The 23,038-nt window shown below is 44.7% G+C and carries 21 protein-coding genes; 8 read left to right on the top strand and 13 right to left on the bottom strand.

Translation table 11 applies throughout. The features are described 5' to 3' along the window. Nucleotides 1-69: 69 nt before the first annotated feature. Nucleotides 70-957 (top strand): EamA family transporter, encoded by an 888-nt coding sequence (locus VXQ92_RS02585; RefSeq protein WP_416680277.1) that lies wholly within the window; start codon nucleotides 70-72, stop codon nucleotides 955-957. A 72-nt stretch (nucleotides 958-1,029) separates the two neighbouring features. Here the strand turns inward: VXQ92_RS02585 and pcaD are convergent, their stop codons facing one another. From pcaD to VXQ92_RS02525, 12 genes are all read right to left on the bottom strand, one after another. Beyond that, entirely contained in the window at nucleotides 1,030-1,809 is a 780-nt protein-coding gene (gene pcaD, locus VXQ92_RS02580) for a 3-oxoadipate enol-lactonase (protein ID WP_416680275.1), read from the bottom strand. 101 nt (nucleotides 1,810-1,910) lie between these two features. Beyond that, the gene (pcaF, locus tag VXQ92_RS02575; RefSeq protein WP_416680273.1) at nucleotides 1,911-3,116 is read right to left on the bottom strand and encodes a 3-oxoadipyl-CoA thiolase; all 1,206 of its coding nucleotides are present in this window, start codon (nucleotides 3,114-3,116) and stop codon (nucleotides 1,911-1,913) included. 126 nt (nucleotides 3,117-3,242) lie between these two features. Next, entirely contained in the window at nucleotides 3,243-3,896 is a 654-nt protein-coding gene (locus VXQ92_RS02570) for a 3-oxoacid CoA-transferase subunit B (RefSeq protein WP_144724688.1), read from the bottom strand. 21 nt (nucleotides 3,897-3,917) lie between these two features. Continuing rightward, nucleotides 3,918-4,589, bottom strand: a complete 672-nt coding sequence (locus tag VXQ92_RS02565) for a 3-oxoacid CoA-transferase subunit A (RefSeq protein WP_086044785.1) — start codon at nucleotides 4,587-4,589, stop codon at nucleotides 3,918-3,920. Between the two features lie 37 nt (nucleotides 4,590-4,626). Continuing rightward, nucleotides 4,627-5,847, bottom strand: a complete 1,221-nt coding sequence (gene benE, locus VXQ92_RS02560; RefSeq protein WP_064096714.1) for a benzoate/H(+) symporter BenE — start codon at nucleotides 5,845-5,847, stop codon at nucleotides 4,627-4,629. Nucleotides 5,848-5,905: 58 nt separating this feature from the next. Then, complete coding sequence (gene benD / locus VXQ92_RS02555; RefSeq protein ID WP_416680270.1) at nucleotides 5,906-6,691, bottom strand: benzoate diol dehydrogenase BenD; 786 nt, start codon at nucleotides 6,689-6,691, stop codon at nucleotides 5,906-5,908. An 18-nt stretch (nucleotides 6,692-6,709) separates the two neighbouring features. Further along, nucleotides 6,710-7,726 (bottom strand): benzoate 1,2-dioxygenase electron transfer component BenC, encoded by a 1,017-nt coding sequence (gene benC, locus VXQ92_RS02550; RefSeq protein ID WP_416680269.1) that lies wholly within the window; start codon nucleotides 7,724-7,726, stop codon nucleotides 6,710-6,712. A 92-nt stretch (nucleotides 7,727-7,818) separates the two neighbouring features. Next, nucleotides 7,819-8,310, bottom strand: coding sequence for a benzoate 1,2-dioxygenase small subunit (gene benB, locus VXQ92_RS02545; RefSeq protein ID WP_071320743.1), 492 nt, complete (start codon nucleotides 8,308-8,310; stop codon nucleotides 7,819-7,821). Further along, the gene (benA, locus tag VXQ92_RS02540; protein WP_416680267.1) at nucleotides 8,307-9,695 is read right to left on the bottom strand and encodes a benzoate 1,2-dioxygenase large subunit; all 1,389 of its coding nucleotides are present in this window, start codon (nucleotides 9,693-9,695) and stop codon (nucleotides 8,307-8,309) included. The genes benB and benA overlap by 4 nt, the downstream gene beginning before the upstream one ends. Before the next feature lie 72 nt (nucleotides 9,696-9,767). After that, nucleotides 9,768-10,688, bottom strand: a complete 921-nt coding sequence (gene catA, locus VXQ92_RS02535; protein WP_064096719.1) for a catechol 1,2-dioxygenase — start codon at nucleotides 10,686-10,688, stop codon at nucleotides 9,768-9,770. A gap of 153 nt (nucleotides 10,689-10,841) precedes the next feature. Beyond that, nucleotides 10,842-11,132 (bottom strand): muconolactone Delta-isomerase, encoded by a 291-nt coding sequence (catC, locus tag VXQ92_RS02530; protein ID WP_064096720.1) that lies wholly within the window; start codon nucleotides 11,130-11,132, stop codon nucleotides 10,842-10,844. A 13-nt stretch (nucleotides 11,133-11,145) separates the two neighbouring features. Continuing rightward, nucleotides 11,146-12,255: a muconate/chloromuconate family cycloisomerase gene (locus VXQ92_RS02525; protein WP_064102901.1), complete on the bottom strand. Its 1,110-nt coding sequence runs from the start codon at nucleotides 12,253-12,255 to the stop codon at nucleotides 11,146-11,148. 115 nt (nucleotides 12,256-12,370) lie between these two features. Between VXQ92_RS02525 and VXQ92_RS02520 the strand changes: the two genes are divergently transcribed. From VXQ92_RS02520 to VXQ92_RS02510, 3 genes are all read left to right on the top strand, one after another. Further along, nucleotides 12,371-13,285 (top strand): LysR family transcriptional regulator, encoded by a 915-nt coding sequence (locus VXQ92_RS02520; protein WP_064096722.1) that lies wholly within the window; start codon nucleotides 12,371-12,373, stop codon nucleotides 13,283-13,285. Between the two features lie 219 nt (nucleotides 13,286-13,504). Further along, nucleotides 13,505-14,878 carry an MFS transporter gene (locus VXQ92_RS02515; protein WP_064102900.1) on the top strand — a complete coding sequence of 458 codons (1,374 nt, stop codon included), beginning with the start codon at nucleotides 13,505-13,507 and terminating at the stop codon, nucleotides 14,876-14,878. Nucleotides 14,879-14,986: 108 nt separating this feature from the next. Continuing rightward, nucleotides 14,987-16,309, top strand: coding sequence for a DcaP family trimeric outer membrane transporter (locus VXQ92_RS02510; RefSeq protein ID WP_416680263.1), 1,323 nt, complete (start codon nucleotides 14,987-14,989; stop codon nucleotides 16,307-16,309). A 42-nt stretch (nucleotides 16,310-16,351) separates the two neighbouring features. Here the strand turns inward: VXQ92_RS02510 and VXQ92_RS02505 are convergent, their stop codons facing one another. Next, nucleotides 16,352-17,770: a PLP-dependent aminotransferase family protein gene (locus VXQ92_RS02505; protein WP_064096725.1), complete on the bottom strand. Its 1,419-nt coding sequence runs from the start codon at nucleotides 17,768-17,770 to the stop codon at nucleotides 16,352-16,354. Nucleotides 17,771-18,240: 470 nt separating this feature from the next. Between VXQ92_RS02505 and VXQ92_RS02500 the strand changes: the two genes are divergently transcribed. From VXQ92_RS02500 to VXQ92_RS02485, 4 genes are all read left to right on the top strand, one after another. Further along, nucleotides 18,241-19,878, top strand: a complete 1,638-nt coding sequence (locus tag VXQ92_RS02500) for a long-chain-fatty-acid--CoA ligase (RefSeq protein ID WP_416680260.1) — start codon at nucleotides 18,241-18,243, stop codon at nucleotides 19,876-19,878. 299 nt (nucleotides 19,879-20,177) lie between these two features. Next, complete coding sequence (locus tag VXQ92_RS02495; RefSeq protein WP_416680259.1) at nucleotides 20,178-21,200, top strand: flavin reductase family protein; 1,023 nt, start codon at nucleotides 20,178-20,180, stop codon at nucleotides 21,198-21,200. A gap of 42 nt (nucleotides 21,201-21,242) precedes the next feature. Beyond that, a complete protein-coding gene (locus tag VXQ92_RS02490) occupies nucleotides 21,243-22,409 on the top strand; it encodes a fatty acid desaturase family protein (protein WP_416680257.1) in 1,167 nt (388 codons plus the stop codon). Nucleotides 22,410-22,641: 232 nt separating this feature from the next. Next, a complete protein-coding gene (locus VXQ92_RS02485) occupies nucleotides 22,642-22,992 on the top strand; it encodes a hypothetical protein (RefSeq protein ID WP_416680255.1) in 351 nt (116 codons plus the stop codon). Nucleotides 22,993-23,038: the final 46 nt, after the last annotated feature.

Below are 23,038 nucleotides of genomic sequence, written 5' to 3'. Positions count from 1 at the left end.
TTTTTAATTAGTCAGCGCTTTTACTAAGGCATAGAATTAATTTACTTTTGAGGTAATAGCGATCAGTAGATGGCATTCAGCTGGATTTTTTTCACTTTAATGGCTGCATTTATGCAGGCTTGGCGTAACGCCTTTCAAAAACAGCTCAGTACCACGGTTGATGTGTGGGGAGTCACCTTGGCACGCTTTATTTTTGGCTTGCCATTTGCTGCGCTGTACCTGAGCAGCTTGTATTATTTCAAGCCAGTTGAAAGTGTGGTTCACTTCACGCCCAGGTTTTGGGTCTATGTAGTAATTGCGGGTTGCAGTCAGATTTTAGCTACGGCGCTGATGGTGCAACTGTTCAAGCAAAAAAATTACGCGGTTGGAGTTGGGCTGGCAAAAAGTGAAGCCATTCTGGCAGCCATTATTGGCGTGACCTTTTTAGCAGATCATTTGTCATTTTTGGCCTGGATCGGTGTGGCGCTGGGCGGATATGCAGTATTTTTATTGAGTAAAGGCCAACAGGTCAACGGGTTTTCGGCCAGAACATTGGCGATCGGGATCGGCAGCGGTTTAAGTTTTGCCATTACCTCAATTCTGGTACGCGAAGCCAGTCTGGAATTAAGCAATTTGCCAACCTTGCATCGTGCGGCCTGGGTGTTGTTAATGGTGATCGGTTTTCAGTGTATCAGTATGCTGATCTATCTCAGCATATTCAGTCGCCAGACTTTAGTGGCCATGTGGCAACGTCTGGGCTTAACTTTTAAAGTGAGTGTGTGCAGTTTTATGGCATCACTCGGCTGGTTTACTGCCATGAGCATGATGAGTGTGCCGGTCGTCAAAACTTTGGGACAAATTGAGATTCTGTTTAGTATGCTGATTTCGGCATATTTCTTTAAAGAAAAACTGGCACGTACCGAGCATTGGGGTTTGGGCTTAGTGGTGATTGCAGCGATTTTAGTGATCTGGGCTTGATGCTGAACCAGTTTTTCAAAATCTCAGCATAAAAAAGCCACTGATCAACAGTGGCTTTTTCTTTGCATCTTTTTAAGCTGCAATAAATTTCTGAACTGCCTGATTAAAGGCCTCCGGTTGCTCCACACTGGAAATGTGCGAGGCATTGATTTCAAACAACTGGCTTTGAGCAATTTCAGCCTGCATGGCTTGACCATCTGCAACTGTCGTCACTGGATCTTGCTGACCGGCCACAATCAGTACCGGCACTGAAATCGTTTTGATCTGTTCACGTAAATCCGCCTTAGCCAAAGCTTCGCAGCAACTTGCATAACCTTCCGGGCTGCCAGCTCCAAGGTCGTTTGAAAGTTCTGCAACTGTCGCTGCGTTGCTCTGGATAAAGGGACCGGTAAACCAGCGTGATGCTGCAGTCGATGCAATCGGAGCCAAGCCTTGTTCACGCACCAGTGCGGCACGTTCCAGCCAGGCCTGTTCCTGACCGATCTTGGCAGCAGTATTGCAGATAATCACGTGGTTAAAACGTTCAGGTTTGTTAATCGCTAACCATTGCCCGGTTAACCCACCCATCGAGATACCACAGAAAGCGGCTTTCTGGATATTCAGATGATCCAGCAGATTGACCACATCCTGACCTAACTGTTCCAGGCTATACGGACCTTGCGGTGCAGAAGAAGCCCCATGACCACGCGTGTCATAACACACGACAAAATAGTCTTGCTGGAAAAATTCAATTTGTGGCTGCCACATGCTGAATTTGGTACCCAATGAGTTAGAAAAAACCAGGGCAGGTTTGCTGGCATCACCAAAAGTCTGGTAATTGATCTGGGCATCGTTGGATGTAAATGTTGGCATATTTTTAAGTCCTTAATCTTATAAATCCCCCTAAATCCCCCTGAGCAAGGCTTAAGCATTGCTTTAAGCTGAAGTGCAAGAAGGGGGACTTTTAATGAGGATTAAACACGTTCAATAATCAACGCGATGCCTTGACCGACACCGATACACATTGAACATAGCGCATATTGACCACCGGTGTGTTCCAGCTGGTTGAGTGCAGTCGTCACTAAACGCGCACCTGAAGCACCGAGTGGATGACCCAAAGCAATCGCACCACCATTTGGATTGACTTTCTCTGAACCGTCTTCGATACCCAAGTCACGGGTACATGCCAGTGCCTGAGCAGCAAAAGCTTCATTCAGCTCAATCACATCCATCTGCTCTAAAGTCAGACCGGTTTGTACCAGTAATTTCTTGATGGCAGGTGCTGGACTAAAACCCATGATTCGTGGTTCAACACCTACAACGGTTGAGCCAATAATTTTGGCACGTGGTTTTAAGCCATGCTGAGCAACAGCTTCATCAGATGCAATCAGCAGGGCAGCCGCACCATCGTTAATACCAGAAGCATTACCCGCCGTTACAGTCCCCTCTGCTTTCACCACAGGTTTCAGTTTCGCCAGAGCTTCTGCTGTGGTAGAGGCACGCGGATGTTCATCAGTATCGACAACGATCGGATCGCCTTTACGCTGCGGAATCACCACAGGAATGATTTCCTTGGCAAAGAAACCATTGGCCTGCGCTGCTGCGGTACGTTGCTGGCTGGTCAGAGCAAACTTGTCCTGATCTTCACGGTTGATATTGAACTGTTCTGCCAGATTTTCAGCAGTTTGCGGCATGGTTTCTACGCCGTACATTTCTTTCAGTTTCGGATTGATAAAACGCCAGCCCATGGTGGTGTCTTCAATCTTCTGGCTACGGCCATACGCTGTTTCTGACTTGCCCATCACGAATGGGGCACGCGACATGCTTTCTACACCACCGGCAATAATCAGATGGGCTTCACCGGCTTTAATCGCACGTGCTGCCATCGCGACTGCATCCATCGATGAACCACACAGACGGTTCACGGTCGTTGCCGGCACCTGATAAGGCAGACCTGCAAGTAGTGAAGACATACGACCGACGTTACGATTGTCTTCACCGGCCTGATTGGCACAGCCATAAATCACGTCATCGACCTGTTCCCAGTTTACCGATGGGTTACGTTCCATCAAAGCTTTAATTGGCAGCGCACCTAAATCATCTGCACGGACAGGCGCGAGGCCACCGGCATAACGGCCGAATGGGGTACGGATGGCATCGATAATATATGCGTTTTTCATGTTTTTACTTTCCAAATCTTTGAATCCCTCCCAACCTCCCTTTACTAAAGGGAGGCGTTTTTCCCTGAATTTAAAGGATGAAAGTCCCTCCTTTAATAAAGGAGGGGTTTAGGGAGGATTTATAAATTAGTTTTGAGTCGCATCAATCAGTTTGGCACCAGTCATTGACTGCAATTCTTCAAATGACAGACCTTCGACTTTTTCAATCACTTTCATACCTTCAGGCGTCACATCAATCACACAAAGATCGGTATAAATACGGTCGACACATTTCAGGCCAGTCGCAGGATAAGACAGTTCAGCCACGATTTTGGGCTCGCCTTTTTTGGTCACGTGATCTGTGGTAATAAAGACTTTTTTCGCACCAACAGCCAGATCCATCGCACCGCCGACTGCAGGAATTGCATCCGGTGCACCAGTATGCCAGTTGGCCAAATCACCATTTTCAGCCACCTGGAACGCACCCAGTACCGCGATGTCTAAGTGACCGCCACGCATCATCGCGAATGAATCACCATGATGGAAGAAAGAACCACCTTCGAGCAAGGTCACGAATTCTTTACCGGCATTGATCAGTTCTGGATCACGGTCTTCTTCAGCAGGAGGAGGACCGAAAGCCAGCAGGCCATTTTCAGAGTGCAGGAATACGTCTTTGTCGCTTGGCAGGTAGCTTGAAATCTTGGTTGGTAAACCAATACCGAGGTTCACATAAGCACCATCAGGAATGTCTTGTGCCACACGTTCAGCGATCTGGTCACGGGTCAGTTTGTTATAGCTCATGAATCTTCTCCTTATCCGTGATTACTGTGCAGGTTTAACTTGAACAACGTGTTGAACAAAAATTCCTGGGGTAATGATGTGCTCTGGATCCAGTGCACCCAGTTCAACCACCTCAGAAACCTGTGCAATGGTTACATCAGCTGCCATCGCCATAATCGGGCCAAAGTTACGGGCAGATTTACGGTAGACCAGATTGCCCCAACGGTCGCCCTGATGGGCCTTAATTAAAGCAAAGTCAGCTTTAATCGGATTTTCCAGGACAAAATCTTTGCCTTCATAGTTCAAGGTTGGTTTGCCTTCAGCCAGCAAGGTACCAAAACCGGTTGGGGTATAGATTGGACCTAAGCCCATACCTGCTGCCTGAATACGGCAAGCCAGATTACCTTGCGGCACCAGTTCCAGTTCGATCTTGCCTGCACGATAGAGTTCGTCAAATACCCAGGAATCAGACTGACGCGGGAAAGAGCAGATAATTTTACGCACAGCGCCCGCTTTAAGCAGTTTCGCCAGACCATAGTCGCCATTACCAGCATTATTATTGACAATAATAAGATCCTTGATTCCCAATTCGATCAGACCATCAATCAGTTCAGCAGGCTGACCCGCTGTCCCAAATCCGCCGATCATAATGGTAGAACCATCCTTGATCTGGGAGAGTGCTTCTTTCAATGATAATGAACTTTTATCTATCATAATCTGGTCCTTACATACCCTAAACTAATGGATGTCTTTAAATTCGTTTTGAATCTGATGTTGCAACCGGAACAGCATTACGGTCTTTCTGTGACAGCAGAAAATGTGCTACCAGGCCAATACAAATCCCCCAAAAGACTGAACTCAGCCCCAAGAAATGCATGCCGGAAGCAGTTGCTAAAAAGGTGATCAGTGCGGCATCACGTTGCGACTCTTTGCCCATCGCCATAGAGATGTTAGTGGCAATTGCTCCGAGTAAGGCCAGTCCTGCCAAAGCTGCAATTAATTCCTTCGGCATCAGGCTAAACAGCATGACAATGCTGCCGGCAAACAGGCCGCCTAAAATATAAAAAAGCCCGTTCGCCACACCCGCGATATAACGCTTTTCTTTCAGCTCGTGCGCGTCTTTGCCTAAACACAATGCGGCCGTAATAGAGGCCAATACAATAGTAATCCCCCCCACACAGGCTACTGCGAGCGAGGCAATACTGGTTGCACTGATAATTGGCTTGGCAGGCATGTCATATCCACTGATCTTGATAATGGCCATTCCTGGTAAGAACTGGCCCGACAGACTGACCAGAATAAGCGGGAGGGCCAGATTCAGGGTGGAACTCCAAGTCCATTCCGGTGCAATAAATTGCGGAATTGCCAGACTGAAATCTGCCGTGACCGGATTAATCTTGCCCAGCAGCATGCTTAAAATCACACCGGCAACCAGCACCCAGACCATGGCATAACGTGGACTGAAACGCTTGGCCAGCAAAAACACCGCCAGCATGCCAAAGACGATATAGGGCATGGTATCGGTCGCGGTGAACAGTCCTAAACCAAACTGCAGTAAAATTCCGGCCATCATTCCGGCAGCGACTTCCTGGGGAATCCAGGACAGCAATTTGTCGAAATAACCGGTAATCCCAATGAGAAAAATCACCACAGCAGAGGTGATATAGGCCGCAACCGCTTCATTGAGCGAAATATCGGGAAACAGCGTGACCAATAGTGCCGTTCCGGGCGCAGACCAGGCGGTGACGACAGGTATTTTGTATTTAATCGATAAAAAGATACCTGCGAGCGCCGCACCAATAGAAATTCCCCAAATCCATGAAATCATCATGTCTGGGGAAACCTGGGCTTGCTGCGCTGCCTGGAAAAAAATGATCAGTGGTCCTGAATAGGAAATCAGCACTGCTAGAAATCCTGCAACAGTCGCTGAAATTGACCAGTCATTTTTTAATGTCTGAAACAGGGTGTTCATTGGTAATGTGCCTCCTTGCGTCGAACCATGAGCCTGTCAAAAATCGTGATGATCAGGACTAGCCTTGATCTCCACCACCGACCGGTACTACGGTACCTGTCATATAAGATGATTCATCGGAAGCCAGGAATAGAATGGCATTTACTTGCTCCTGAATTGTGCCGTAGCGACCCATAAACGTACGGTCAATGGTCTGATCTACCACTTGCTGCATCCATTCTTGTTCAGATTCAGTCAGTGGATTGGCATTGCGCGGTACTTTACGGGGAGGTGCTTCGGTGCCACCCGTTGCAACTGCATTAACGCGAATACCATCTTTGGCATGTTCAAAGGCAAGGGAAGCCGTCAGGCCATTTACGCCACCTTTCGATGCCGAATATGGCACACGGTTAATGCCGCGTGTGGCAATAGAAGATACGTTTACAATGGTACCCTTCTGATTTTTAATCATTTCTGGTAAAACTGCACGGCAGCACCACAGCGTTGGAAACAGCGAACGGTTCACTTCCTTGATAATTTCCTCTTCAGAAAATTCCTCGAAAGGTTTCATCCAGATCGCGCCACCGACGTTATTGATGAGCGCATCGACACGACCATAGGTTTCAAGTGCTTTAGCAACCACAGATTCTGCACCTGCAAAAGTTTCAAGGTTGGCTTTTACGGTTACTGCATCGCCACCGTGTTCTTCAATTTCGGCCAACACTTCTTCTACATAGGGAGAAAGGTCTGCCATAACCACTTGGGCACCTTCACTCGCCACTTGTAAAGCCACACCGCGACCAATGCCTTGAGCGGCACCAGTCACGATTACGACTTTATTTTCAAATCTTTGACGATTAGACATTGAATAAATTCCCTCTAGTTAGTTTGCAGAGAATTTTTCAAACAGGAAGCTTGCAGGTTTTACGCCTTCTGCTTCTAGCCAGCCACGAACCGCTTCAACCATGGGTACTGGGCCACACAGGTAGATATCAACCTCACCAGCATTTAGCCATTCGTTTTCGATATGACCTGTAACATAACCCTTACGCTCATGTGCAGATTCTGGGTTAGCGACTACAGTGCGATATTCGAACCAAGAGAATTTGTCTTGAAGTTCGTTTAATTTTTCAATTGCAACCAAGTCAAAATCATTGGTTACACCAAATACTAAACGTATTGGATGTTCTGAACCTTTTTCTTCAAGCACTTGCAGCATAGACATGAATGGTGCAATACCTGTACCGCCTGCTAACATCACTACTGGACGAGCAACGTTACGTAAGTAGAAGCTACCAAATGGACCAGTGAAGGTCATTTTGTCGCCCGCTTTGGCATTTTGGCTTAAGAATTCGCTCATTTTGCCGTTTGGTACGTTACGTACAACAAAGCTCGTTAAGCGGTTGCCTGGTTTAGAGCTGAATGAATAAGAACGGGTTTCTGTGGTGCCTGGAATACCTACATTCACGTATTGACCTGCCAGAAAGTGAATGTCTGGTTGACCTTCGTCTAACTGGATATCAAAAGTAATAGTTGAATCAGACAGGTTTTCTACACGCGCCAGCGCACCCTGGAAAGTATGAATTTCGGTTTTACACACTTCTGAAGAAGCCTGAATCTGGAACACTGCATCTGACGTTGGCTTACATTGACAAGCCAGAATATAACCTTCAGCGGCTTCTTCAGGTGTTAGTGCATCTTCAATATAAGTTTCTTCAGGCATGTCAAATGAACCTGATTCACAAAACGCACGACACGTTCCACAAGCACCATCACGGCAGTCCAAAGGAATATTGATCTTTTGACGGTAAGCTGCATCAGACAGGGTCTCGCCCTGGGCAACAGAAATAAAACGTGTAACGCCATCTTCAAATTGAAGTGCAACATTGTGGTTTGACATGGCTGAATATCCTATATAAATCTTTGTAACTGGACCCTTCAGCCAATTTTCCATCTGGCTAAAGGGTTTTACCTGGCTGTAATAAAACAGTCTTAGAGGTGATAGATGTCGATGACCTGATTGATGTAATCGTTTTTCAGTACCACGTATTTGCTTAAAATCTGTGGTTTATCGCCTGAAAAATCGATTTCATAACGTGACATACCAAAGTAGCTGTAGCTGTTTTTGTAACGGAAGCTCAAAGTATTCCAGTTGAAACGTACGGTTACTTTGTCGCCATCACGTTCAACAACTTCAATATTGCTGATGTTATGGCTGGTACGTGTATCCGGCATGGTGGCAGACGAGCGTTCAGTCTTGATCCGGAACACACGGTCTTCCAGGCCTTGACGGTCCGGGTAATAAATCAGGGAGATTTCAGACTGTGGATCTGTGGTCAGCTTGTCATCATCATCCCAGGCTGGCATCCAGAAAGAAGCAGTAGGGGCATAACAAGTTAACCAGTCATCCCATTGTTCATCATCCAGAAAGCGTGCTTCCTGATACAGGAACTGAGCAATATTTTCTAAAGTGATGTCGCTCATGCGTTTTCTCCTTCAGTTGATGCTGCAATCTCTTTCTCGGTCGCAATACCTTTTTTCATCAGTTCTAACCAGTACTGGTGCTGAGCCAGGTATAAACCTTCATCTTCGGTTTTAATGCCAGACAGTTTTGGTTTTAAACCAATTTCATTGGCAGCATCATCAGGGCCATGGATCCAGTGCTTGGAACCACGGCACATGTCATTCCATTCCAGTGCGATACCGGCATAACCTGCCTGACAGGCACGGAATTCTTCCAGATCGTCTGGTGTAGCCATACCTGAAGCATTAAAGAAATCTTCATACTGGCGGATACGGCGGGTACGGGCTTCAGGTTCTTCACCTACAGGGCCGATACAGTAAATGGTGACTTCCGTCTTATCGACAGAGATCGGACGCAGTACACGGATTTGTGAACCGAACTGATCCATAAAGTAAACATTTGGATAGATACACAGGTTACGTGAGCGCTCGATCATCCATTTCGCCATAGCTTCACCGTATTTCTCGGTGTATTCATCTTTCTTGGCAAAGTTAGGACGGTCTTCTGGGTTAGCCCATTGAGTCCAAAGCAGCATGTGACCATTTTCAAAGCCGTAAGAACCACCGCCTTGTTTGCCCCATGAACCTGCGCTCATGGCACGGATGTTATCGCCAGCTTCTTTTTCTTTACGTTGCTGAGTTGTTGCAGCGTAGTTCCAGTGTACTGCAGACACGTGGTAACCATCGGCACCGTTTTCTGCAGTCAGCTTCCAGTTACCTTCATAGGTATAAGTCGAAGAACCTCGTAATACTTCAAGACCCTGTTCAGACTGACCTACGATCATGTCGATGATTTTGGTCGCTTCGCCCAGGTATTCTTCCAGAGCAGGGACATCCGGATTCAAGCTGCCAAACAGGAAGCCTTTGTAGTTTTCAAAACGTGCTACTTTTTTCAGGTCATGCGAGCCGTCTTGGTTAAAACAGTCTGAATAACCCGCATCAGCCGGATCTTTCACTTTTAATAACTTACCTGAGTTATTGAAAGTCCAGCCATGGAAAGGGCACGTATAAGTTGCTTTATTGCCTTTCTTGTTACGGCACAATTGTGCACCGCGATGCGAACAGGCATTGATCATGGCATTCAGTTCACCTTGACGGTTACGTGCAATGATGATCGGCTGACGGCCAATATAGGTAGTATAAAAGTCGTTATTGTTTGGGATCTGGCTTTCATGCGCCAGATAAACCCAGTTAGCTTCAAAGATGTATTTCATCTCGAGGTCAAACAGGGCCTGGTCTGTAAATACTGAACGGTGCAGTTTAAATTCACCAGATTCAAAATCATCAACCAGTAATTCATCAATACGGTCTAAATGGCTGGTGTTAATTACGGGAATACGAGGCATGTCCTTTCTCCGACTTTCCAAGGGGGAAGTCAGCGGGATATATCTCGATGCATATCCCGCTTCTCAAGTGTATTAAGCGCTAGCGCGGCGACGATCAACTTCAGTAGAAGGTGCGTCTGCTTTCTCTTTCACAAGTTCAATATCGAATTGAATGTATTTGAAAGGACCTTTCAGGCCACGTTTTGCAATTTCAGCTTCATCAGTTACGTCTACAGCAGTTGCTACCAGGCCTTCACGGGTAGCGAATGCAAAGTCATCCCACAGGTATTGGTCGCCTTCAATGTTGAATTGAGTAGTCAGCTTGCGGTAACCCGGTGCAGACACAAAGTAATGGACGTGTGATGGACGGTTACCATGACGGCCTAATTTGTCCAGCACGAACTGGGTGGTACCTTCTGGAGGACAGCCATAACCCACTGGCATTGTCGTTAATGCAGTATATTGACCATCGCTATCAGTAATGATGCTGCGACGCAGGTTAAAATCAGACTGTGACTTGTCAAAGAATGAGTAATTGCCCAAGCTGTTTGCATGCCAGATTTCAACTTTGGCACCTTCAACGAGATTGCCATTAGTATCAGTCACTGTACCTTCAATGATTAAAGTCGGGATTTTGCCTTCTTCAGAACCATCATCCATACGGGCAAAGCTTACTGTTTCAGGTGCACCAGCTACATATAACGGACCTTCAATCGTACGTGGCGTACCGCCAGTAATACCTGCTTTAGCATCTGCTTCATCAGCACGTAAATCTAAGTAATGTTCCAGCCCCAAGCCTGCAGCCAATAAACCTAATTCATTCGCTTGACCGGCATCAGTAAAGTATTCCAGGCCTTTCCATAGTTCTGACTGAGAAATATCAAGATCTTCGATAGCCTGGAAAAGATCACCCAATAAACGCACAACGACTTGCTGTACACGTTCATCTACAGGACCTGTCGCTGTATCAACGTTCATTTGCTTAACTAATGCATCAATTTCTTGGCGATTCATACTATTGCTCCTAAAGTATGTTTTTCATCTTTTCGTGGCGCACTTTTTAGCTTTTATTGGCTGGCTAAATTTGGCTGGCCACAATCCTTGTTGAAATACCCTCTGTTTTCGATTTGGAAGGGGAATCCGGTGACTCCCAATCCGCTCATTCAATTAACTGTCGTCATCTCGAACTGAAGACGGGTGACGGTTTAATGCCATCACTTCAATATTCATGTAAGGATAGAGAGGCAAGCCTTGTAACAGGTCGTGCAACTCTTCATTGCTTTCAACATCAAAAATACTGATGTTTGAGTACTGGCCCGTGATGCGCCAGATATGACGCCATTTGCCTTGACGCTGCAATTCCTGCGAATAGGCTTTTTCAACAGCCTTAATTTCATTTGCCTGTTCAACTGGCAGATCACGTGGAATGTTTACATCCATACGTACCTGAAAAAGCATGGGTTTCTCCTAATTACTGACGACGCAAGTTGTCAATCTTGTTTTCATCCAACTCAATTCCCAGACCTGGCCCTTTCGGAATCTCAAGTTCAAAGTTTTGATAGTTGAGTGGGGTTTTCAAAATATCTTCAGTCAGCAGTAGAGGACCAAACAGCTCGGTACCAAATGCCAGACTTTCAAAAGTAGAGAACACATGTGCCGAAGCAATCGTGCCTACCGGGCCTTCCAGCATGGTGCCGCCATACAGGTCAATACCTGCAAGTTTGGCAATCTTGCCTACTTCGCAACCTTCAATCAGGCCACCTGACTGGGCAACTTTGACTGCAAAAACAGATGAACCATTTTGTTTGGCAATCTCATACGCTGAGTGCGGACCCATTAGCGATTCGTCTGCCATGATGGCAACATCAAAACGTCGGGTCAGACGGCGCATGGCGTCTAGGTTATCAATTGCACATGGCTGTTCTATTAAATCAACACCACCATCTTGCAATAATTGAATTCCTTTAATGGCTTCCAGTTCTGACCAAGCACGGTTGACATCGACACGGATTGAAATGTCTTTACCCAGGGCTTTTTTGATTGCAAGCACATGTTCAACATCTTCTTCAACCGGACGAGAACCGATTTTAAGTTTGAAAATGTTGTGACGTTTTGCCGCAATCATTTTCTCCGCTTCAGCAATATCTTTTTCGGTATTACCCGAAGCCAATACCCAAAGAACCGGAATACTGTCACGCAAGCGGCCACCGAGGATTTCGCTTAATGGCAAACCTAAACGTTGTGCCTGTATATCCAGAAGTGCTGTTTGCATTGCACATTTGGCAAAACGGTTGCCATTAATGTTCTTTTTGATTGTTTGTAATGTCTGTGCAACATTTAAACCGGATAATGTTTTTAAAAGTGGGGCGAAATAAGTTTCGATATTAACTTTGACGCTTTCCGGGCTTTCATCACCATAACCCAAGCCACCGATAGTCGTAGCTTCCCCCCAGCCGATGTAACCATCTTCAGTGGTGATTTTGACCAATACCAGGGTCTGGGTTTGCATCGTTGCCACTGCCATCTTGTGAGGGCGAATGGTTGGAATTTCTACCAGCAAGGTTTCAACTGACTTATACATAATACGGGTTCACATTCTTGCTTTAATGCTTTGACTTGATATACCTTAAAAGAATAATGTTGATTGGTCTAAGATCGATTTAGCATTTTTTTATACTTTAAAGGTATTCAGTGCCATGGAACTCAGACATTTACGTTACTTCGTTGCCGTTGTCGAAGAACAAAGTTTTACCAAAGCGGCAGAAAAACTGTTTATTGCTCAACCACCTTTGAGCCGACAGATCCAAAATCTAGAGCAAGAGCTCGATATTCAGCTCTTTGAGCGTGGTAGCCGCCCGCTAAAAACTACTGAAGCCGGTCAATTCTTTTACCAGCACGCTGTTAAACTTTTGTCTAATGCGGAAGAGATCAAGTCGATGACCAAGCGAATTGGCATTACAGATCGCACCATAACTATCGGTTTTGTTGGCTCTTTATTGTTTGGCTTGCTGTCGCGCATTCTGTTTTTATTCAAACAGCAGCATCCACATCTCAAGATCGAGATGATGGAGATGAATACCCATGAACAGATTCAGGCGCTGAAAGAAGGGCGGATTGATGTAGGTTTCGGGCGTCTGAGAATTTCAGATCCGGCAGTAAAACGGGTGTTGCTGCGTGAGGAACGGCTGATGGTCGCTGCACACTCCAGTCATAGCATGGCGCAACGGGTAGAAGGTTTAAATCTTTCTGAACTGGTTGATCAGCAACTGTTTTTATATCCCAATAGCGGCAAGGCGAATTTTGCCACCCAGGTCCGCGGTATTTTTTCTGAGTATGGTTTAGAACCCAAAAATATCCGTATCGTACGTGAATTACAGTTGGCACTCGGCTTTGTAGCTGCCGGAGAAGGGATTTGTATCGTGCCGGAAAGTGCACAAAATATTAAACTGGCCCACCTGAACTTCATTCCACTTCTAGATGAGTTCGCTGTCAGTCCAGTATTCATGGCCATCCGTAACATGGATGAAAGTGAATACATTCGTTATCTGTTTGATGCGGTCTATCAAGTCTATGATCTGGAAGCAATTAGGTACGATCGTTCAGTATTTTAATAGTTCAATCTAGAAGCGTAATCAATCCTGCACAGCGGATAAATTCATGCAAGCACAGGCTAAGTTAAGATTATTATAATATATTTTATAATAAATTTAGCAACTTAACTGCAGCCAGACTTTATAGGTATAGAAGCATGCCTATTCAGTTTTGGACATTCTTTCGCATTTTCTCCATTGTGGCATTCATAAATTGAACTTCACAATTTGGAGGTGGAGATGTCTACAAATAAAGTTAATATAAATACGCTGATTGACGAGGCGAAGTTTACCCCCTTTCACTGGGGGGTACTGATCTGGTGTTTACTGATCATTATTTTTGACGGTTATGACCTAGTCATTTATGGCGTAGCATTACCATTGCTGATGCAAGAATGGTCGCTCAGCGCAGTGCAAGCCGGACTGCTGGCCAGTACCGCCTTATTCGGGATGATGTTCGGTGCCATGACCTTCGGAACGCTATCCGACAAGTTAGGCCGTAAAAAGACCATCATGATCTGTGTGGCGATTTTTAGCGGTTTTACCTTCATCGGGGCTTTCGCCACATCTCCAGTGGAATTTGGAATTTTACGTTTTCTGGCTGGTCTTGGCATTGGCGGTGTGATGCCTAATGTGGTGGCATTGATGACCGAATATGCTCCTAAACGTATTCGCAGTACGCTGGTTGCCCTGATGTTTAGTGGTTATGCGATTGGCGGGATGACTTCTGCGTTACTGGGTGCATGGCTGGTGCCACAATTTGGCTGGAAAATTATGTTCCTGCTTGCCGGTATTCCACTGCTCCTTTTACCATTGATTTGGAAATACTTGCCAGAATCATTGATGTATCTGACTAACAAGCAGCAAACGGCTCAAGCACATCATATTATTCAAAAGATTTCTCCAACACAGGTCATTACCAGTGATACCCAGTTTGTACTGAATGAAGTACAAAAAGGGGATGAAGCACCATTAAAAGCACTGTTTCAACAAGGCCGTAGCTTCAGTACCTTCATGTTCTGGCTGGCATTCTTTATGTGCCTGTTGATGGTTTATGCACTGGGCAGCTGGTTACCAAAACTGATGATCCAGGCAGGCTACTCGCTGGGCGCAAGTATGATCTTCCTGTTTGCCCTGAATATTGGTGGAATGGTGGGTGCGATTGGTGGCGGCTATCTTGCGGATAGATTCCATATCAAAAAAGTACTGACCATTATGTTCCTGTGTGGTGCTATGGCATTGATTCTTCTTGGCTTTAACAGTCCGCAATTCGTGCTGTATACCCTGATTGCTGTGGCAGGTGCTGCAACGATTGGTTCACAAATCCTGCTCTATACCTTTGTAGCACAGTATTATCCATCGACGGTACGTTCTACCGGCATGGGCTGGGCATCAGGCATTGGACGTATTGGTGCGATTGTGGGTCCGGTACTTACTGGCGCATTATTGACCATGAATTTACCGCATCAAATGAACTTCTTTGCAATTGCGATTCCTGGCGTGATCGCTGCGCTGGCAATTTTCCTGGTGAACTTAAAAACTTCCGTAGATGGCCAAGTCCTTGCAACGTCTAGCGTAAAGCCAAGTCCATTGACAAAAGAAGCGATACATTAAGTTAGATTTCAATCAATAAAGATAATATTCCCAATGATATAGATCGCCATCGTAACCAGTGGTGATCTGTTGCTAGAATCGAGACGCATAATAAAAAGCGAGTTTAGGATGAACACGACACAATTATTTAATCAACCACAAATCACATTCAAACGCACAGTGCTGATGAGCATGATGGCAATGAGCTTAGGGGGCATCAGTTTGTCATCTCAAGCGCAAACCCCAGCCCAGTCGAACCAGCAGGAAATTGAACAACTTCGTCAGGAAGTTCAGGCCTTACGCGCACTGGTTGAACAGCAGCAAGCTCAGACAGCCACGGTAATTGCCCCAGTGGCAATAGCACCAGTACCAGTAAGTACGCCTGCAACTAAACCTGTCATGAAAATTGCCAGTGGTGCCGAGTTCAATTTATACGGTAATATCCGAGCGGATGCCTCTTATCAGGCTGAAGGTGGTTCAGCTACCCGCATGTATAACCAGATTAATGCTGTTCCACTTGAAGGCACAGGCGAACGTAGTGATGAGTTTAAGTCAACCCTGTCTGCAACCCGTTTAGGTATGGATTTTAAAACACCTGTCGGTGCTGGTGATAAAGCCCTGAGCGGTAAAATTGAAGTGGACTTCTTGGGTGGTGCCGGCTTTGATAACTTACGTATCCGTCATGCGTATATCAGTTATGCTAACTGGTTGATTGGTCAAACCTGGTCAAACTTTGCGGTACCTGATTATATCCCGGAAACTGTAGATGCCCTGGTTTATGCGGGCGGATCAATTAAACGGACGCCACAAGTACGTCATACCAGTACTTTTAGCCCGGCTACCAGTCTGGTCCTTGCAGTAGAAGATCCGAAAGATGGTTCCATCAAACAGCGTCTACCTGCTTTAACGGCACGTTTAAATCATAAGTTGGCAGATAATTTTATGGTCAGTGCACGGGCCATGGGTCATGAAAAACGTATCAACGAAGATGAAAAAACCGCATGGGGTCTAGGTTTAGGTGCCAAGTATGATCTTGTGCCAGGTACGACGCTCAAAGCTGACTACTATCACGTCAAAGGTGATAGCAGTTTTGTATCTTATGCCAATCCCGGGGTCATTGCAGCCACAAATGGTGATCTTTTACAAAGTGAATTTGATTCAATTTCAGTAGGTTTAACTCAGCAATTTAACGAGAAATTGCGTGGTACACTGGGTTATGGCTATATGAATTTTGACCAGAGTAATGCATATATCGCTGCCAGCGCAAATCCAACCGCCATTAACAAAGACCTATGGCAAGCTTGGGCAAATGTTTTCTATAGCCCAACCAAACCTTTGAGTTTCGGCCTGGAATATGTATATGGTGAACGTGAAGCCGTAGTGGCAGCACCAAATGGCAGTACTAAAGGTGAAGACAACCGAGTTAATGCAGTCGCAATTTATAGTTTCTAAACTTTAGCAATCTAGCAGAAGCACTATAAAAGCGTGGATGAATCAATCCACGCTTTTGCGATTTTGAAGAATGATTTCTGCCAGCAGATTGATCGAATTTTCAATTCTGGCTGTCCATTCATAAGAACAATTCAGACGAATATAATGTTGGCTGGCATGATCCGGCCTAAACAGCAGTGCAGGGGCAATCGCAATATTCTGCTGAATCAGTTGCTCATATAAAACCTGACCGTCAAGTTGTTCAGGCAATTCGATCCAGAGAAAATAACCGCTGGAATAATAGTAAATTTCACAGATGCTTCCTAAACGTGCTTTAAGTTCCTGATAAAATTTCTTTTTATACTTTTCTAAATGCTGTCTTAAATGCCTTAAATGTTTTTCATAATGATGGTGCGACATAAACTCGACCAGCGCATTTTGAAGTAAGGGACTAACAGTTAGAGTACTCATGAGCTGTAAATGCTGAATGGCATCAGAAAATGGACCGGCATACACCCAGCCTACGCGTGCACCCATCCCCAGCGTTTTGGAAAAAGATGTACAGTGCAGCACCTTCTGGTGCTGGTCAAAGTATTTAACTGGTAGCGGTTTGGCTGAACCGTAATTTAATTCCTGATAAACATCATCTTCAATCAAATACACCTGATATTTATATAAAAGTTCTGCAATTTTCTGCTTAATTTCCGGATTAACAGTAAAGCCAATCGGATTATGTGCATTCAGCATTAGCCAGCACACCTTGATCGGATACTGTTTTAAAGCCTGTTCAAATGATTCCAGATCAAAGCCGAATTGTGGGTGTTCAGGAATCGTAATCACTTGCAACCCCAAACGTTCGGCTGCCTGCCAGGCACCATAAAATATGGTTTGCTGTAGCAGGATAAAATCGCCCGGTTGAGTTAAGGCCTGCAGGGACAAGTTTAATGCCTCTAGTGCACCGGATGTAATGACAATGTCATTGGGATGACATGGGATTCCTTGTAGTTGATAGCGGTTGGCAATCAGTTGTCGTAAGTCCTGATTGCCAGGCGGCATGTGATTCTGATTGTTATAACTACTTTTTCTTTTGGCCTGCTGCGCCAGAATCTGCATGAATTTGGCGTTATATAATAGTTCTGCATTAGGAAATGCTGAACCAAAAGGTACAATTTCGGCCGGCTGAGTTGATTTTAAGAAGTTAAAAACTACCGAGTTGATTTGGATTCTGGAATTTAAACCAATCTGGACGGGCTGTTTACGGGTGAATGGCTGGGCACGTTCTGCAACAAAATAACCTGATTTATCTTTGGCGTAGACCAGACCTTGGGCTTCGAGTTCCTGATAGGCATTCAGTACTGTCATCAGACTATAGCCGGATAATTGGGCCTGTTCACGAAGGGAAGGTAATTTTTCATACGCCTTCCATACGCCATTTTCAATCATTTGACGGATTGTCTGTGCCAACTTTTCAGACTTATACATACACTTGCTGAACTAAGACTGTTCTAATTATCTTGATTTATAGCATATTTTAATATGCTTAATATAACAAATTAAGACCAGGGTGGATGTCAGTTTATTTTCAAACATGCGTTACATTAACCTGTTGTACTGTTTTTCTAAGGTCAGTATCCCTATTAAACATGACCATTAAATGGGATAGCTGTATTAAGCCAGTCGACATTCAATCAATACACGATTATTAAACTGAATATCAGGCTCAGTCTTTCTATGAAGAGTTTTTTTATTTCTATATAAATCGTGCTCTTATTTTATACGCCAGAGTCACTTCTGTAAATTTGTCACAATTCGATACTTACAAACCCAGATTTCCTTGCTAAATTCAGTCCACATGATGATAAAAATTATGTCACGGTCTCAGACCGAGCCATCATGCATATATAACAACGATATCAATACACGGACCAATAACAAGCACAAAGGAGTGGAGAATGCTCGGAAATATGATGTTTCAGCCTTTACTGATCAGCAGCATGATTGAACATGCAGGACGCTATCATGCAGATACCGAAGTAATTTCCAAAAATACTGATAGCAGTATTAAAGTTACCAATTGGGGCGAAATTCACCAAAACTCGAAACGTTTTGCCAATGTGCTGCAACAATTTGGCTTGGCGCAGGGAGATCGGGTCGCAACCATTGCCTGGAATAATCACCGCCATTTAGAATCCTGGTATGCCATTTCTGGTAGTGGTCTGGTCTGTCATACCATTAATCCGCGCTTGTTTCCTGAACAGCTGATTTTTATTATGAACGATGCCGCAGACCGTGTGGTGCTATTCGACAAGACATTTGTTCCTTTAATTAAAGCAGTGAAATCACTGCTGACCTCTGTAGAGCATTTCATCTGTCTGGATGCGGCTGATCCGGCAGTAACAGAAGCGATTCCGGAAGTACAATTTTATGATGACCTGCTGGCTGGACAAAATGCAGATTTCGAATGGCCAGTGATTGATGAAAACTCGGCAAGTTCCTTGTGTTATACCTCTGGAACCACAGGTAATCCCAAAGGTGTGCTGTATAGCCATCGCTCTACTGTATTACATAGTTATGCAATTATTTTGCCTGACTCATTAAATGTCTCAGCTGCCGATATTATGTTGCCTGTCGTACCGATGTTCCATGTCAATGCATGGGGCACTCCCTATGCTGCCGCGATGGTGGGATGTACCCTGATCCTGCCGGGACCGGGTCTGGACGGGACAAGTCTGGTTAACCTGATTGATACCTATAAGGTTTCGGTAGCACTTGGGGTTCCGACCATCTGGCAGGGGCTGATTGCAGCAGCAAATCAGTCAGGTTCAAAACTGGAAAGCCTAAAACGGAATGTAGTGGGCGGATCGGCATGCCCACCGGCCATGCTCAAAGCGTTCAAAGAACAGTTTAATTGCGAAACGATCCATGCCTGGGGCATGACGGAAATCAGTCCACTGGGTACAGCCAATCAGCTCAAGACCAAACATTTGTCTCTGTCGGATGAAGAAAAACTGCAGATTCGTCTGTCTCAAGGCCGTCCGCCATTCGGGATTGATTTACGTTTGATCGATGCAGAAAAAGGTACGCATGAAATTGAACGTGATGGACTTAGCACAGGAAACTTACAGGTTAAGGGCCATTGGGTCATCAGTCATTATTTTGGCAAGGAAGAATCTGCACTGACAGAGGATGGCTGGTTCGATACCGGCGATATTGCCACGCTGAATCAGGATGGTTTTATGAAACTCAGCGACCGCTCCAAGGATTTAATCAAGTCTGGGGGGGAATGGATTTCATCGGTAGATCTGGAAAATATTGCCATGGGACATCCGGAAATTGCGATGGCTGCCGTGATTGCTGCCCAGCACCCTAAATGGGATGAGCGTCCCGTATTAATTGCCATTATAAAGCCGGGCAGCCAGCTAATTGAGACTGATCTGCTGGATTATTATGCAGACAAAGTTGCCAAATGGCAGGTTCCAGATCGAGTCGTGTTCGTTGATGCGATTCCACTGAGTGGTACTGGTAAAATGCTGAAAAAGGATCTGCGTGAATTATATGGGACCATTCTTTTGGAACAGGCGGCAGGTTAGAGCGTCCAGTTCAAAAGAGTTCTCTTAACATGCTACTCAACAAACTGATCTCGAATAGAGGTCAGTTTTTTATGTAAACATTCGATAGAGGTACAAGTTTAAAATTCTTTTTCTCAAGATATAGCGTTGGAATCGATACTTTTAGCGAATATTGTTAGACAAAAAGCTATATTGTGGGGGTTGAGCACATAATTTGACCTGTATTGACATGGTCTGAGCATGAGAATTCTTTATCCTGAACAATATAATAATTAGACAGTTGTACATTAATGAAACTGTCTGCGGATAAGGGGATAAAAATGACAAGCATGCCAACCTATCAGCCGCATTGGATACGGGAAGATTTCATTGATTTTATTGGTGAAAAAATCCATCCAACTTGGGCAATTAAAAAAGTTAAAGCTGCTGTTATGAGTATTCAAGCTATCAGCCCTGACTTTTTCAAGATTCATTTACGTCCGAATCATAATTTTAACATCAAGTCATTTCAGGCCGGCCAGAATATTGCAGTGACCATCAGGCTCGATGGCGTACGTCATCAGCGACATTATTCTGTGGTCACTGTATTGAAAAATGGTGATCTGATCATTGCGGTTAAACAGCAGGCTAAAGTGTCACGTGCCTTAAGCCTGATGCAAATTGGTGCCGTGATCGAAATATCACAGCCCCAAGGCGAGTTCACATTGCAAAAATCCACTCAGCCGATTTTATTCCTGGCTTCAGGCAGTGGGATTACCGCAATTTATTCCTTGCTGCAAAAAGCAGTCATTCAATCTCTGGAACAGATCGACCTGATTTATTTCACTCGAGATGATGCTTTTCATGCGGAGTTGAAAACCTTGGCTTTAATGCATCAAAACTTGAAATATCACCATTTCAATACGCTGGAACACCAGCAGCATCTAACCCAAGGCTTATTACAAAAGCTAGTGCCAGATTTGACAGAGCGAAAAATTTATGCCTGTGGCTCTGCCGGGATGATGAAAGCTGCACTGAGAATCATCGATAAACTGGATTTGAAAGCCAATTTTCATTCAGAATATTTCCAGATTGCAGTCGATGAGAAAATTAAGGCGCAGCCGGTACAGTTTTTAAGATCGCAGCAAGAGTTTCAGGCCCAGGCCACTTTACTGGAAAGTGCTGAAAAATCAGGCCTGCGTCCTGCATATGGCTGCCGGATGGGAATCTGCAACACCTGTTCCTGTACCAAAGTCAGTGGTTCGGTACGCAACGTCCTGACCGGTGAAGTTGATCATGGCAACAATACCCAGATCAAACTGTGCATTTCCCAGGCAGTGAGTCCTGTGGTGATTAATCTATAACCTATTGATAAGCCATTAATTAAACTATAAGAAGGTGCTCCCATGAATATGCAAATTGATTTTAAACGACATAGCAAAAGCCAATTTCTCAGTCCTGAACAGATTAAGGAATTTGGTGCCAAAGTCGATGCAATCCGCCGCGAGGTCATGGATGATCTGGGGGAAAAAGACGCCGAATATATTTATAAAATCCGTAACTTTGTCCGCTATAGTGAAATTGCCTCACGTGGCATGCTGATGTTTGCTGGCTGGTTACCACCGGTATGGCTGGCTGGGACAGGTCTGCTCGGTCTTTCCAAAATCGTGGAAAATATGGAACTCGGCCACAATGTCATGCATGGCCAGTTTGACTGGATGAATGATCCGAGTCTGAATGGTGTGACGTATGACTGGGATACGATTTCAACCGGCGATGACTGGAAATATACGCATAACTATATTCATCATACCTATACCAATATTGTGGGGATGGATCATGATGTGGGTTATGGGCTAATTCGAGTCAGTGAATCCCAAAAATGGGAACCACGTTTCCTGTTCAATATTCCATTGGGCATTCAGTTAATGGTGTTTTTCGAATGGTATGTTGGCTTGCAGCGCCTGCATCTGGAAGACGTGATTGCCTATAAAACCAAGACCTGGAAAGAAGTCTGGGAAGAAGCAGCTCCTTTACGCAAAAAAATGCGCCGTCAGGTGTTAAAAGATTATGTATTTTTCCCAATTATTGCAGGGCCAAATGCTATTCCGGTATTTACCGGAAATGCGGTGGCCAATGTGATCCGTAGCCTGTGGGCTTCTGCTGTTATTTTTAACGGACATTTCACTGAAGATGCCGAAACCTTTGAAATGGACAATACCGATAAGGAAACCCGTGCAGAATGGTATGTCCGTCAGATTCGTGGTTCGAGCAATTTTAGCGGTACCCAATGGTTGCATATACTGAGTGGTAATTTGAGCCATCAGATTGAGCATCATCTGTTCCCGGATATGCCGGCCAACCGTTATGTTGAGGTTGCTCCAAAGGTCAAAGCACTCTGTGCAGAATATGGTATTCACTACAACGAAGCCAGCTTTATGAAACAGTTTTCTACCGTATGGGTAAGACTGGCAAAATGTTCTTTGCCAAATGAATGGAATCAGCAAATTACCGGAAAAACTCACGCAGTAAAATCAGTGTTCAGTTACTTTAAGGCGAAGCTGGTGAGTTAATTATTTCAAGTTTCTCAGTTATCCAGTTTGGTACTCCTCAATAGATTTGGATGGTTTATTGAGGATTTTTTTATCACCCCAGTTCATGAATGGAATATGAAGATCATTTTCAAAAAAATGACGAAGGTTAGACAAACTCATTACGGTCGAAACGCTTCACCTACAAGTTGATGGTTTAGGCACAGTCCCTTCTTTTTATAATGGCCGCGTTCTATCATCTAAGGTCTCAATTTTGCAATATCTTAAATATTTTTCAGCAATCCCATTATTAGTGCTTCTAACAGCTTGTAATACCCCTGAAACGCCAGCACCAGATTATCAGGGCAACTGGAAAAACACCATGGAAAATCCAAAACTTGAAAATATTCTGGTTATTTCCAAAAATGGTAAAAATTATCTGATAACCAATACTATTAAAGATAAGGAAACCGGTAAAACCGAGAAAAAGAATCCAATGCCCGCAGCAGTGAACGAAAATGGCCTGCTTCAGCTGAACGCAGGTGCAGGTATGGTCGATTTCGCAATCGATGAGAAAACCGGAAATCTGGTCGGTTCAGGTTCAGTCTATAAAAAAGCCAAATAGTCAGCGAGAATTTTACGCACAAGATAAAATTAAAGATGTCATGCGA

It is taken from the genome of Acinetobacter sp. 228 (assembly GCF_048147885.1).
Note: the sequence above shows the minus strand (reverse complement) of the source record. Positions and strands in the feature narration are given on the sequence as shown.

Coding starts and splice junctions, on each gene's coding strand:
- VXQ92_RS02490 (WP_416680257.1), top strand. CDS start 21,243: ATGAATATGCAAATTGATTTTAAACGACATAGCAAAAGCCAATTTCTC.
- benB (WP_071320743.1), bottom strand. CDS start 8,310: ATGAGCGACATCACTTTAGAAAATATTGCTCAGTTCCTGTATCAGGAA.
- benE (WP_064096714.1), bottom strand. CDS start 5,847: ATGAACACCCTGTTTCAGACATTAAAAAATGACTGGTCAATTTCAGCG.
- catC (WP_064096720.1), bottom strand. CDS start 11,132: ATGCTTTTTCAGGTACGTATGGATGTAAACATTCCACGTGATCTGCCA.
- pcaD (WP_416680275.1), bottom strand. CDS start 1,809: ATGCCAACATTTACATCCAACGATGCCCAGATCAATTACCAGACTTTT.
- VXQ92_RS02525 (WP_064102901.1), bottom strand. CDS start 12,255: ATGTATAAGTCAGTTGAAACCTTGCTGGTAGAAATTCCAACCATTCGC.
- VXQ92_RS02505 (WP_064096725.1), bottom strand. CDS start 17,770: ATGTATAAGTCTGAAAAGTTGGCACAGACAATCCGTCAAATGATTGAA.
- VXQ92_RS02570 (WP_144724688.1), bottom strand. CDS start 3,896: ATGAGCTATAACAAACTGACCCGTGACCAGATCGCTGAACGTGTGGCA.
- VXQ92_RS02515 (WP_064102900.1), top strand. CDS start 13,505: ATGTCTACAAATAAAGTTAATATAAATACGCTGATTGACGAGGCGAAG.
- pcaF (WP_416680273.1), bottom strand. CDS start 3,116: ATGAAAAACGCATATATTATCGATGCCATCCGTACCCCATTCGGCCGT.
- VXQ92_RS02585 (WP_416680277.1), top strand. CDS start 70: ATGGCATTCAGCTGGATTTTTTTCACTTTAATGGCTGCATTTATGCAG.
- benD (WP_416680270.1), bottom strand. CDS start 6,691: ATGTCTAATCGTCAAAGATTTGAAAATAAAGTCGTAATCGTGACTGGT.
- VXQ92_RS02520 (WP_064096722.1), top strand. CDS start 12,371: ATGGAACTCAGACATTTACGTTACTTCGTTGCCGTTGTCGAAGAACAA.
- benA (WP_416680267.1), bottom strand. CDS start 9,695: ATGCCTCGTATTCCCGTAATTAACACCAGCCATTTAGACCGTATTGAT.
- VXQ92_RS02495 (WP_416680259.1), top strand. CDS start 20,178: ATGACAAGCATGCCAACCTATCAGCCGCATTGGATACGGGAAGATTTC.
- catA (WP_064096719.1), bottom strand. CDS start 10,688: ATGAATCGCCAAGAAATTGATGCATTAGTTAAGCAAATGAACGTTGAT.
- benC (WP_416680269.1), bottom strand. CDS start 7,726: ATGTCAAACCACAATGTTGCACTTCAATTTGAAGATGGCGTTACACGT.
- VXQ92_RS02500 (WP_416680260.1), top strand. CDS start 18,241: ATGCTCGGAAATATGATGTTTCAGCCTTTACTGATCAGCAGCATGATT.
- VXQ92_RS02565 (WP_086044785.1), bottom strand. CDS start 4,589: ATGATAGATAAAAGTTCATTATCATTGAAAGAAGCACTCTCCCAGATC.
- VXQ92_RS02510 (WP_416680263.1), top strand. CDS start 14,987: ATGAACACGACACAATTATTTAATCAACCACAAATCACATTCAAACGC.